Source organism: Blautia hansenii DSM 20583 (assembly GCF_002222595.2).
GTDB classification, from domain to species: Bacteria; Bacillota; Clostridia; order Lachnospirales; family Lachnospiraceae; genus Blautia; species Blautia hansenii.
The window spans coordinates 746113-757500 of the sequence record NZ_CP022413.2; the positions used below are offsets into that span (position 1 = coordinate 746113).

16 protein-coding genes and 2 tRNA genes are annotated in these 11388 nt (G+C 47.8%); 10 read left to right on the plus strand and 8 right to left on the minus strand.

Annotation, left to right across the window (positions count from 1 at the left end):
* Nucleotides 1–6: 6 nt before the first annotated feature.
* The 7 genes from CGC63_RS03665 to CGC63_RS03695 all read right to left on the minus strand — a co-directional run bounded on the left by CGC63_RS03665 (nt 7) and on the right by CGC63_RS03695 (nt 4976).
* Nucleotides 7–663 (minus strand): host-nuclease inhibitor Gam family protein, encoded by a 657-nt coding sequence (locus CGC63_RS03665; protein ID WP_040351011.1) that lies wholly within the window; start codon nt 661–663, stop codon nt 7–9.
* A complete protein-coding gene (locus CGC63_RS03670; protein WP_004220566.1) occupies nt 635–886 on the minus strand; it encodes a hypothetical protein in 252 nt (83 codons plus the stop codon). Before CGC63_RS03670 ends, CGC63_RS03665 begins: the two co-directional genes overlap by 29 nt.
* The gene (locus CGC63_RS03675; RefSeq protein ID WP_040351010.1) at nt 883–1638 is read right to left on the minus strand and encodes a spore cortex-lytic protein; all 756 of its coding nucleotides are present in this window, start codon (nt 1636–1638) and stop codon (nt 883–885) included. The genes CGC63_RS03670 and CGC63_RS03675 overlap by 4 nt, the downstream gene beginning before the upstream one ends.
* Nucleotides 1639–1643: 5 nt before the next feature.
* Nucleotides 1644–2378 (minus strand): 3'-5' exonuclease, encoded by a 735-nt coding sequence (locus CGC63_RS03680; RefSeq protein WP_004220559.1) that lies wholly within the window; start codon nt 2376–2378, stop codon nt 1644–1646.
* On the minus strand, nt 2371–3633 hold the full coding sequence (locus CGC63_RS03685; RefSeq protein ID WP_242648427.1) for an SUMF1/EgtB/PvdO family nonheme iron enzyme: 1263 nt from the start codon (nt 3631–3633) through the stop codon (nt 2371–2373). The genes CGC63_RS03680 and CGC63_RS03685 overlap by 8 nt, the downstream gene beginning before the upstream one ends.
* 186 nt (nt 3634–3819) lie before the next feature.
* A complete protein-coding gene (locus CGC63_RS03690; RefSeq protein WP_004220556.1) occupies nt 3820–4635 on the minus strand; it encodes a hypothetical protein in 816 nt (271 codons plus the stop codon).
* 20 nt (nt 4636–4655) lie between these two features.
* Nucleotides 4656–4976: a helix-turn-helix domain-containing protein gene (locus CGC63_RS03695; protein WP_004220554.1), complete on the minus strand. Its 321-nt coding sequence runs from the start codon at nt 4974–4976 to the stop codon at nt 4656–4658.
* 116 nt (nt 4977–5092) lie between these two features.
* On the opposite strand from CGC63_RS03695, the gene CGC63_RS03700 reads away from it, so the two are divergent.
* Complete coding sequence (locus tag CGC63_RS03700; RefSeq protein WP_009247063.1) at nt 5093–5749, plus strand: YigZ family protein; 657 nt, start codon at nt 5093–5095, stop codon at nt 5747–5749.
* Nucleotide 5750: 1 nt separating this feature from the next.
* Here CGC63_RS03700 and CGC63_RS03705 read toward each other — a convergent pair whose 3' ends face one another.
* Complete coding sequence (locus tag CGC63_RS03705) at nt 5751–6269, minus strand: peptidylprolyl isomerase (RefSeq protein WP_004220551.1); 519 nt, start codon at nt 6267–6269, stop codon at nt 5751–5753.
* Nucleotides 6270–6397: 128 nt separating this feature from the next.
* Between CGC63_RS03705 and tsaE the strand changes: the two genes are divergently transcribed.
* From tsaE to CGC63_RS03750, 9 genes are all read left to right on the plus strand, one after another.
* Nucleotides 6398–6835, plus strand: a complete 438-nt coding sequence (gene tsaE / locus CGC63_RS03710) for a tRNA (adenosine(37)-N6)-threonylcarbamoyltransferase complex ATPase subunit type 1 TsaE (protein WP_004220550.1) — start codon at nt 6398–6400, stop codon at nt 6833–6835.
* A gap of 15 nt (nt 6836–6850) precedes the next feature.
* Complete coding sequence (gene tsaB, locus CGC63_RS03715) at nt 6851–7573, plus strand: tRNA (adenosine(37)-N6)-threonylcarbamoyltransferase complex dimerization subunit type 1 TsaB (RefSeq protein ID WP_004220549.1); 723 nt, start codon at nt 6851–6853, stop codon at nt 7571–7573.
* Nucleotides 7566–8000 carry a ribosomal protein S18-alanine N-acetyltransferase gene (rimI, locus tag CGC63_RS03720; protein WP_004220548.1) on the plus strand — a complete coding sequence of 145 codons (435 nt, stop codon included), beginning with the start codon at nt 7566–7568 and terminating at the stop codon, nt 7998–8000. The genes tsaB and rimI overlap by 8 nt, the downstream gene beginning before the upstream one ends.
* 113 nt (nt 8001–8113) lie before the next feature.
* The gene (locus tag CGC63_RS03725) at nt 8114–8362 is read left to right on the plus strand and encodes a hypothetical protein (protein WP_004220546.1); all 249 of its coding nucleotides are present in this window, start codon (nt 8114–8116) and stop codon (nt 8360–8362) included.
* 60 nt (nt 8363–8422) lie between these two features.
* Nucleotides 8423–9331, plus strand: a complete 909-nt coding sequence (locus tag CGC63_RS03730; RefSeq protein WP_022239541.1) for a ribonuclease Z — start codon at nt 8423–8425, stop codon at nt 9329–9331.
* 11 nt (nt 9332–9342) lie between these two features.
* Nucleotides 9343–10368: a tRNA (adenosine(37)-N6)-threonylcarbamoyltransferase complex transferase subunit TsaD gene (gene tsaD / locus CGC63_RS03735; RefSeq protein WP_004220543.1), complete on the plus strand. Its 1026-nt coding sequence runs from the start codon at nt 9343–9345 to the stop codon at nt 10366–10368.
* A 12-nt stretch (nt 10369–10380) separates the two neighbouring features.
* The gene (gene ispD / locus CGC63_RS03740; protein ID WP_004220542.1) at nt 10381–11076 is read left to right on the plus strand and encodes a 2-C-methyl-D-erythritol 4-phosphate cytidylyltransferase; all 696 of its coding nucleotides are present in this window, start codon (nt 10381–10383) and stop codon (nt 11074–11076) included.
* Nucleotides 11077–11138: 62 nt separating this feature from the next.
* Nucleotides 11139–11224: transfer RNA gene (locus CGC63_RS03745), tRNA-Ser, on the plus strand.
* A gap of 31 nt (nt 11225–11255) precedes the next feature.
* Nucleotides 11256–11344, plus strand: a tRNA-Ser gene (locus CGC63_RS03750).
* The last annotated feature ends 44 nt before the right edge of the window (nt 11345–11388 follow it).

Here is an 11388-nt window from a genome sequence, read left to right on the forward strand (position 1 = left end):
ACCTCCTTACACGTCCACCGTGAAGGTGTCCGGTTTCTCAATGATCTGCACGCCATCCACCAGCTCGCCGGTGGTTTTGTCTACGATCTGGCCGCCTACAATTTCGAGGCGCTTCCTGAACTCGCCCCACTTCGGCTTTTCAGTGTTCTGGATCATATCCTCATTGCCGGAGGCTTTCAGATAGGCCAGCAGTGTGTCGTCGTCCTGTTTCATGGTGCTGCCGCCGATTTTCTTCACCAGAGTGCCGGAGAGAAGGCGGTAGCTGTGTTTTGTCTTGGTTGTCTTGTGCGGGACTGTCTCGAAGTATTCCGCGAGCTTTCCAGTGAGAAAACGGGTGCCGTTTTCATATCTGCGCTGAGCAGCGTCGATTCTCTGCTGGATCTTCTCGATCTGGCTTTCGCCCAGTGCGGTGATCCGGTCGAGCTCGGTCTTTTCTTCTGCGATTTTTCGGCAGGCCCAGTCGGCGCAGCCGTCGTCAGTGATACGCCATGCCGGGCGCGGAGCGCTTTCGGTTTCCTCTGCGTCGAACATGTTCATGTCCATGCTTTCCAGTTCGTCCAGTGTTACAGCCGGAGTTCCCGGCTCTGTGGTGGGTGCTGCGATTGTTTCTTTGATTTCTGCGGCCTGCTCAGCCTCAGCTATTGCTTTCTTTGTCGTTGCCATGGTTCTGTTCTCCTTCCTTTGCTTCCAGAGCCTTGCGGGCTTTCTGGAGTTCTGCCTGCGTGTCTCTCAGTTCCTTGTCCTTGCTGGTGAAAAACTGGTACCACTCGCCTGAGCTTTTCTTGTACTGCTCGGCTTCGGCCTCGGCAGCGGCGGCGCGTTCCGCCATGCTGGCAAGTGCAGCCGTGAGCTCTGCGATCACGCTTGGCTTGTTTTCGTTATTCATTCGGTTGCCTCCTTAAAAAATCGGTGTCCGTTAATGGTCATTACATAGATCTGGGACTCGTGCCACTCGCTGTCCGTGAGAGCGGGAGCGTAAAAGTATTTGATCGGCTCGGTCGTTGCCACGATCCCGAAGTCGAACACGTCCTGCACGGCTTCGAGGGCTTCCTGAGTCGGTTCCGGGCGGCGCTTGCTATATGCGTACACGCGCAGCACTTCGTCCGGTCGGATCCCTTCATCCTCGCAGGTCTGGAGAATACACTGAGCTACTGCGATCTTTCCGGCGAAGGGTTCGCCTCCAGCTTCGGCCGTGAGCACCTGAGCAATCTCCAGTCGCTCGGCGTCAGTGAGAGCGTAGCGCTTCTGGATCCCTGCCTCTGCGGCCCATGCGTCTGTGACGTCCTCCCAGCTTACGGCTTGCCCGTCCTTGTAGTAAAAAACGTAGGGCTGAGATTCCTCGGCCGCCGGGCTGCTGGTTGTGATCGGGGCTGTTTTTGTTTGGGTGTGTTCTGAGAACATACCCACGACGCCGCGCACTGCGAACACGATCACCACTGTGGTGACTGCCAGCCCGCCGATCCCTTTCCAGTTCAGGCGCTTGCAAAAACGGCGCAGCTGGTATAAAATAGGCTTAGGCTTTCGCGTGGTTTTTCGATTGCCTGTGCGGCTTCCCGGTTCCGACGGGTGGCCGCTTCTTTTTTCTTTGTACCCGGTGTATTCCACCGGGCTGTATACTCTCAGCGAGCTACTTCGCATTTCTGTTACCTCCTTCTTTGTCTGAGTTTGGCCGGGAGCGTATAGCTCGGAGCCTGCATGTATTTGTTGAAATTCTGTGGCCAGTAGGCCACCTTTTCGATCCGTTTCCCACTTACTCCATACTTCGGGTTATATCCGAACACGTTCACATAGCTGAGAAGATCGGAGCGTTCCGCGTCCATGGCCTTGCACACCTCAAACAGTGCCGCCACGTCGTCGATCGCTCTGTGGGAGTTCTGAACCTTGTCCTCCAGCTTATAGGTGAGGATCGCGTTCGCCAGCTTGTGAGGATATGCCCGGCGGTCTTTGTAAACGGTTAGGCTGTCCAGATAGTCGGCAGCTTTCAGGGCTTCCGGGCCACCGTTTCCGTGTCTCCGGAGCATTTCAGCAGTAAACAGGAGATCAAACTGTGCATTGTGGGCTACCAGAAGGACGCGGCCGCCGCCGATCAACTCAGTGAAGCGAGCGGCAGCCTCAGCCTCGGTGATTCCTTCGTTTTCGAGCTGCTCGTCTGTGATTCCTGTTAGCTCGACGATCTTCTGAGGGATCCGCTCACCTTCCGGCAGCTTCACGAACACGTCGGCGCTGTCGGCCATGCGGAGGGTGCCCCGTTCGGTTTTCTCGACTCTGATCGCTGCCAGTTCAATGATCTGGCAGCTTTCAGCTTCGAGCCCGGTTGTCTCAGTGTCAAAAAATACGACTGCTTTGTATTTCGTGAATACGTCCCGGAGCTCATTCATGGTCGTTCACCTCCGTTTTAATCGTGATCAAGGTCGTGGTTGCGAGCTTTAACTGCTTAGAGGTCAGCTCGTACATGTCCACGGCTGCGTTCACCTGAGCCAGTGTAGCGCTGAGCCTTGCGGCCTTGGCGAGTTCTTCGTCTGTTGCCTTCTCGGCCAGTTCAGCGAAGCCTTCCGGATCCTCGCCGTGCGCGGCTTCGTAGAGCTTCTGAAACTGCCGGGCGAGTGCCTGCTTGATTCGTCCGATAAAGTCCGGAGCTAAAATGCTACGCTTTTTCGGTTCTGGCTGCTTCTTGTCAGAGTCCAGATCGTCCAGAGTGTCAGAGTCGCAGATAAACCGAACGCAAGCGGCACGGAAGCCGAGGTACGTGTACACATAGCTGCGGGAGTAGGTGCCGCAGAGGCAGAACACACCAGCGTACGCACCGTTGCCCCAGCCGCCCCCGCGATAAATAACCCGCTCGCCGTTAGAGTCGAGCCAGAAGTATTCGTCGCTTTCGTAGTCGTCGGCAGGATAGAGGCCGAGGTCTTTCAGCTTGTCCGGTGCGTCCATGTCGCTGCGAACTTCCAGATCCGTGAACTTTACGCCGTCGTAGTCGGTGCCGTCCGGGTGTACCGGTTGGAGGGTGATCTCTCCGTCGTGTACGTTGTAGTAAACCGGATCGCCGTCCTCGGTGTAGATCGCCTCCCACTCCGGCGAGTCTTTGGACTGATCCGAGCCATAGGCTGCGCCGTTGTTCGGGATCACCTGCGGCATACCGTTCATAAATCGAACGCCGCCGACGTGCTCCCAGATATTGCCGCACATGTCAGCTACGCCGTAGGCCGTGCCGTCATGGTTCCACTGAACCGGGCCGGATCCGGTCAAGGTCTTGCCGCAGCCTCCTTCGTATGTAGTGCCGGTCTGCTCCGAGTGGCTGTGACTCTTGCCGCTTGCGGTGTTTCCGGTCGGCATGGTGTCGTTGTCCCAGCTCCAGAAGCCGAGAGCCACCCACTCGTCGTTTGTGATCAGGTGCCAGCCTTCGCCCTTGCTCTCGCAGAGGCGGATCGCTTCGTCGTGGCTGATATTCACAGCCGGTTTCATAAATGGGAGAGAGTACGGAACGCCGTCGATCAATGTGTTCGGGTATTTGCTTATCGCGTATTCCTTGACCTTGCGGCCTCTCAGGGTGTCAGGGAGTCCCAGCTCGGACGGGGTAAAAACCACCATAATGTCCGGGCGCCCGTTTTTGTCGTAAATTACTTCGTTTCTCATGGTTTTGCTCCTTTTCTGTATTTGCTGCGGCAGATCGGGCACTTGTAGCCGTACCACGGGATCACCGCCTGCTTGCTTACATTCCAGTCCAGCCCGCACTCTTGGCATACTTCATAGCGGCAGCCGTCGCGCCGGGCATGAGTACGGGCCCGCTTAGGTTTCGCGAGTCGTTCATGGGATCACCTCCTATCCAGCGGCCAGCCTGCTGCATAGCTGCCTCATAAGCAGCCGCTTGTATTTCTTCCGGGTTCTCCATTTCCGTGCGTGTTTGTATAGGTGCCACCATTTCTGGTGGGTGTTGGCTCTATATAGTAGGGAGTCCACAAAAGTGTCCACGGCTTTTCGTGCGTATTGCCGGAACTTCTGGAACCGTTCCGCAAGCTCGTCCATGAGTTGTCGGACTGCGCGAGCTGCTGCCTTCATTGCGTCGGCGAGAGCGTCGAGCAGGGCAGTGGCGGCAGGTGGGCCGATCTGGATCGTGAGCTCTGTGTGCTGAGGTTCTGGTGGCGACTCGTCCGGGAGTGGATCGCTTCGCGCCTGATCCGCAGCTATGAGCTGCTGGCGTTTCTCGTAGTCCTCGACGCTCATGTAGCCGTCGAATATATATGGATCCGGTTCCTCGGTGGTTTCCTTGCCGTACCATGGCATATCTGCCGGGAGATTTTCCGGGCGTGGTATCGGCTCAGGAGGGAAGGCTGTCGAGTTTTTCAGGAGATTGCAGCCGCCTTCGTAGTGCCAGAGAATACCGGCCTCCAGTTCTGCGATCGTCATGTTCTCGCCGAAGTGCCCGCAGTAGTAGCCGTTCACCATGACAGCGTTCGGATCCTGTTCCAAAATTTCGGCGGCAGTGCTCAGATCCTCCAGCTCGAAGGTGTCGGAGTCTTGGTTGAGCCAGACGCTTTCAGCGTGCCAGCTTCGGCCAGTTTTCCATATAATCACCCACGCTATACCGTCGCGGATTTCTTCGGCGTACTGCCGAGCTATTTCGTGTAATGCTGCCATGTTGTCGCTCCTTTCTTTTTTTATATAGTGGTGGATTTTCGCCCGCGGCACTTAAAGCTCTCAATGAGTCGGCGCTGGGCGAGTTCGGCGCTATACTCTCGGCGCATGTTCTTGTCGAGCTGGCCGGTGTCGCCTCTTTTCAGTTCTTTATAGATAGTCGCCACATGGACGCCGAGGTCGATCGCAATGTCGGCCGGACGTCCTCCGGCTGCGTATTCCGTCTCGATTTTCTCGCGGTCGCCGAATGTCAAATATCGGTAGTTTCGCACGTTCTCACCTCTCTTTCTGTGCTTTTCAGGTAAAAAAATAATGCGTCCGGAGGCTTTCGCTTCCTTTCGCATTTAATATTATCTTTTCCGCCGGCGGGTAAGATTTCCGCTTTTTTAGTCATAAATATTCCCAATTTCAGGGAGAATATGCTAAAATAGCAGGAAAGAAAAAAGAAATGAGGAATATTATGTTAGAGCAATACAGGACAATCTATGAAGGCGGGCAGGGAGAAATAACAGAGAAAAAATCCAGATTTATCGCTACGGTCCGTCTTGTGAAGACAGAAGAGGAAGCCGTAAAATTTATAGAAGAGATGAAAAAGAAGTATTGGGACGCTACGCATAATTGCTCCGCTTATGTAATCGGAGAACGGAGGGAGATTATGCGGTGCAGTGATGACGGAGAGCCTCAGGGAACAGCGGGAAAGCCAATGCTGGACGTGCTTTTAGGAGAAGAGCTCTATAATACAGCTGTTGTAGTTACCCGATATTTCGGAGGAACACTTCTGGGAACAGGCGGGCTTGTAAGAGCTTATTCAAAATCTGTACAGGAAGGGCTGGCACAAAGCAGAATAATTACGAAGTATCACGGTGTACTTACAGAAGTGGGAACAGATTACAATGGAGTGGGAAAGCTTCAATATCTGTTTGCTCAAAAGGAAATTCCAATTATGAATTCGCAGTATGAGGAGGCTGTAAAAATGCAGGTTCTTATACCGGCAAACAGAGTTGATGAAATAAAAAAGGCCGTAACAGAAGCTACTAATGCGAGAGCCTCTGTTACGGATTTAAAAGAACTGTATTTTGCAGTTTCAGAAGGCGAATACCTTCTGTTTAATGATTAAATTAGCATTTTTCAGGAGCAGGATATTCCACACCGAAGGTTTCCACTGTCATAGTCTGGATTTTCTGCTCTTCTAAAGGACGGTCGCTGTAATCTGTGCGTGTTTCCGCAATTTTATTTACTACGTCCATGCCTTCTGTGATTTTTCCGAAAGCAGCGTAAGCGCCGTCTAAGTGAGGAGAAGCTTCGTGCATGATGAAGAACTGGCTGCCTGCGGAATTTGGGTGCATTGCACGAGCCATGGAAAGAACTCCCGGTGTGTGTGCCAGATTATTTTCAAAATGGTTCTGAGAAAATTCACCTTTGATGGAGTAACCTGGACCGCCCATGCCTGTACCGTCGGGACAACCGCCCTGTATCATGAAGCCACAGATGACTCTGTGGAAAATCAGACCGTCATAAAAGCCGTCTTTAATCAGGCTGATAAAGTTGTTTACTGTATTTGGGGCGATTTCAGGATATAATTCCGCTTTCATAACATCGCCGTTTGCCATTGTAATGGTTACGATTGGATTTGCCATAATAAAATTCTCCTTTATTTCAGTAGTTTATTTGAACATTATAAGCGGAAAAAATAAAAGGTGCAAGCCGGAATTTTGTGTGTTATACTAATGAACTGAACTTATAGTAAAGATAAAGAGGACAATCTATGATAATAGAAACATATAATGCAAAAGAAACCTTTTGTTTAGGTGAAAAAATAGGACAACAGGCTCTTCCCGGACAGGTTTACACCTTAAACGGTGATTTGGGAGTGGGAAAAACGGTGTTCACCCAAGGGGTAGCGAAAGGACTTGGAATTACAGAGCCGGTAAACAGCCCGACTTTTACCATTATTCAGGAATATGAGGAGGGAAGACTTCCTTTCTATCATTTTGATGTGTATCGCATTGGCGACATAGAGGAAATGGAAGAAATCGGATACGATGATTACTTTTTCGGGCAGGGCGTATGTCTCATTGAATGGGCAGAGCTGATAAAGGAGATTTTACCCTCTGATATCATTTCCATTACCATTGAAAAGGATTTGGAAAAGGGATTTGACTATCGAAAAATTACCATTACAGGTTTGGAATTGGAGATGTAGAAAGGAGCGCTTTACATGAAAATATTAGCGTTAGACAGTTCAGGACTGGTAGCATCTGTTGCAGTGATGGAAAATGATACACTTGTGGCAGAATATACCATGAATTATAAAAAAACACATTCACAGACCTTGTTGCCTATGCTGGATGAAATAAAAAATAACATTCAGGTTGATTTAAGCAGCATTGATGCTATTGCAGTGGCAGCAGGTCCGGGCTCATTTACAGGACTTCGTATCGGTTCTGCTACGGCAAAGGGATTGGGACTGGCTCTTGATAAGCCTTTGATTGCAGTGCCCACAGTAGATGCGCTGGCATATAACCTTTATGATACAGGGGAAGATACCGTTGTATGCCCGATTATGGACGCAAGAAGAAATCAGGTGTATACAGGTATTTATAAATTTCAAAATCATGAGATGGCTATTGTGAAAGAGCAGGATGCGTTATCTATTCAGGAGCTTTTAGAGGTGTTAAACGGAATAGGAAAGAAGGTTATCTTTTTAGGTGATGGAGTTCCCGTTTTTAAAGAAATCATAAAAGAAAAGTGTAAGGTAGAATACAGTTTTGCTCCTGCTCATTTAAGCCGTCAAAGGGCAGGGGCAGTGGCTGCCTTGGCAGGTATTTATTTTGCGCAGGGAAGAATTCAGACTGCCACAGAGCATCAGCCGGATTATTTACGGGTATCTCAGGCAGAAAGGGAGCGGGCAGAACGCCTTGCGAAAACAGAAAATGCTTGAAATCAGAGAGATGCGGGAGCAGGATGCGGCAGCAGTGGCACAGATAGAAGCGGAGAATTTTTCAAAGCCTTGGAAAGAGGCTGATTTTCTGGGAGCTGTAAGGGATGAAAAGGCTCTCTATCTTGTGGCATATCTGGATAAGATACTGGTAGGGTACATAGGAATGTGGATGGTGCTGGATGAAGGCGAAATTACCAATGTTTCTGTGAAAAAGGAATATCAGGGACAGAAAATCGGCAGGGCATTATTAGAAAAACTGGAAATTTCAGGCAGGGCAAAAGGGGTAAGCACATATTTTCTGGAGGTGCGTGAAAGTAATCAAAATGCCCGCAGACTATATGAGTCCTGTGGATTTTCTGTTTTGAGTATAAGAAAAAATTTTTATGATGAACCTGTGGAAAACGGAATTGTTATGTGTAAAAGATAGCAGAAGTGCTATCTTTTTCTAAATTTAGCGTGATTTCCCACTGGGTTTTGAAAGAACCTTCATGTATAATAAACAGCGTAGTCAAATAATTATTCCACAAGCAGGAGGAGGAAATGAGAAAATACGAAGAAAAAAAGGAAAATCAGGTTGTTGAAGTATACTGTAATTGTTGTGGAAAAAAATTAGCTGTAAAAGATGGCATGATTATGGAAGGGGTTCTGCCTGTGACGGCTTTCTGGGGATATTTTTCAGAAAAAGACGGGGAACACCATACTTTTGATTTATGTGAAAGCTGTTATGATAAATGGATTGCAGGGTTTCAAATTCCGGTGGAAAAGAAAATAGAGAATGAAATGTTGTAGCACGAAAAAAACTGTGCTATGATAAGAAATGCTATAATAGATAGAAATGAGGAAAATGAGATGTTAGATGTATGCTTATTAGGAACAGGGGGAATGATGCCTCTGCCCAGAAGAAAATTGACATCTTTAATGACGAGATATAACGGAAGTAATCTGATGATTGACTGCGGAGAAGGAACTCAGGTGGCAGTAAAGGAAAAGGGATGGAGCTTTAAACCTATTGATGTGATTTGCTTCACCCATTACCACGCAGACCATATCAGTGGTTTGCCGGGACTTTTGCTTACTATGGGAAACGCGGAAAGAACGGAGCCGCTTACTTTAATCGGACCGAAGGGACTTGTCAGAGTTGTTTCTGCACTTCGTGTCATTGCACCGGAGCTTCCTTTTGAAATTCAGTGTATTGAGCTTACACAACCGGAGGAAACTTATGAACTGAACGGTTATCACATCACTGCTTTTCGTGTAAATCATAATGTAACTTGTTATGGATATACACTGGAAATCAAAAGGGCGGGAAAATTTGATGCCCAAAGAGCAAAAGAGCAGAATATTCCTTTGAAATGCTGGAATTCCCTGCAAAAAGGTGAAACAGTAGTATGTGAAGGAAACACTTACACACCGGATATGGTTTTAGGAGCGCCGAGAAAGGGAATTAAGCTTACCTATACCACAGATACCAGACCGGTAAAGGCAATTTCAGACCATGCAGCAGGCTCGGATTTATTTATTTGCGAAGGCATGTATGGAGAACAGGATAAGGACGACAAAGCAAGAGCATATAAACACATGACATTTAAAGAAGCTGCACAGTTGGCAAAGGAAGCGCAGGTAGCGGAAATGTGGCTGACACATTACAGTCCTTCTCTGGTAAGACCGGAGGAAGCGGTAAAGGAAGCTACGGATATATTTCCGAATACCATTGCAGCCAGAGACAGACAATCTGTGGAGCTGATGTTTGAAGAGTAAGGAGAGAACCCATGAATAAGGAAGACGTATTGATTTTGGCAATAGAAAGTTCCTGTGATGAAACAGCCGCATCCGTAGTGAAAAACGGACGTACTGTTTTGTCAAATGTTATTTCTTCCCAAATAGATTTGCACAAATTATATGGAGGCGTTGTTCCGGAAATCGCATCCAGAAAGCATATTGAGAAAATCAATCAGGTAATTGAGGAAGCTTTGAAGGAAGCGGAGGTTACATTGGATGATTTAGATGCCATAGGAGTTACCTACGGACCGGGATTGGTAGGCGCTCTTTTAGTAGGCGTGGCTGAGGCAAAAGCAATCAGCTTTGCTAAGGATATTCCGTTGGTAGGTGTTCATCATATTGAAGGACATATTTCTGCCAATTATATAGAAAACTTAGAGCTGGAACCTCCGTTCTTATGTCTTGTTGTATCAGGCGGTCATACGCATCTTGTAATTGTAAAGGATTACGGAGAATTTGAAATCTTGGGAAGAACCAGAGATGATGCGGCAGGAGAAGCTTTTGACAAAGTAGCTCGTGCCATTGGTCTGGGATATCCGGGAGGCCCGAAAATTGATAAGCTTTCAAAAGAAGGCAATGCCTATGCCATGGATTTTCCAAAGGCAAAAATCGAAGATGCACCTTATGATTTTAGTTTCAGCGGAGTAAAATCGGCTGTTTTAAATCATATAAATAAATGTAAAATGCAGGGAGAACCTATTGTAGAAGCAGATATTGCAGCTTCTTTTCAGCGCTGCGTAGTGGAAGTACTGGTAGAGCATGCGATTGCAGCAGCAAAAGATTATGGAATTGACAAGCTTGCTATTGCCGGTGGCGTGGCATCAAACCAAACCTTGCGAAATGCTATGGAAAAAGCCTGTAAGGAGAATAAAATTAAGTTTTATCATCCGTCACCGATTTTTTGTACGGATAATGCAGCGATGATTGGCGTAGCAGCATATTACGAATATTTAAAAGGTACTCGTCATGGCTGGGACCTGAATGCGGTTCCGAATTTGAAATTAGGAGAAAGATAAGGAGAACAAGAGATGAAATGTACAGCAATTATTCTTGCAGCAGGTCAAGGAAAAAGAATGAAAACAAAAGTTCAGAAGCAATTTTTAATGTTGCAGGGAAAACCATTGCTGTATTATAGTCTGGCATGTTTTCAGAAATCAGATGAAATTCAGGAGATAGTCGTAGTTACGGGAAAAGAAAGTATTGACTATTGCAGAAGCGAAATTATAGAAAAATACGGATTTACAAAGGTGAAGAGCATTGCAGAAGGCGGAAAAGAACGTTATGACTCCGTTTATGCGGGATTAGAAGCGTGTTCTGCCGATACGGACTACGTATTTATTCATGATGGAGCAAGACCGTTTGTTACAGAAGATATTATCAAACGTACAAAGGAAGTGGCAGTCACTTATCAGGCATGTATTGCAGGCATGCCTTCAAAGGACACGGTGAAAATCATTGACGAAAACAATATGGTGTCGGCAACTCCTGAAAGAAGCAGGGTGTGGTCTGTTCAAACACCTCAGGTATTTTTATATTCTTTGATAAAAGAAGCTCATGATACAGCCAGAAGTGTATCCATGCAGGGGATAACAGATGATGCAATGGTAGTAGAGCAATATAAAAATACACCTGTACACATTGTAGAGGGTGCTTATGAGAATATAAAAATAACTACGCCGGAGGATATTTTAGTGGCAGAAAAAATTTTGGAAAAAATTTTATAAAAAGTCTTGACATATTGAATAGCGCGTGATAATATACTACCTGTCGCTGACACAGCGCATTCGGAGAGATATCGAAGTGGTCATAACGAGGCGGTCTTGAAAACCGTTTGTCCGCAAGGGCGCGTGGGTTCGAATCCCACTCTCTCCGCTTCAGTTAAACAACTGAAAGTTCAGGCTATGGAGAAATACCCAAGAGGCTGAAGGGGCTCCCCTGGAAAGGGAGTAGGTCGTTAATAGCGGCGCGAGGGTTCAAATCCCTCTTTCTCCGTTACAGCAATTAAGCTGTTAAAAAAAGTCGTTGACAAAGTTAGG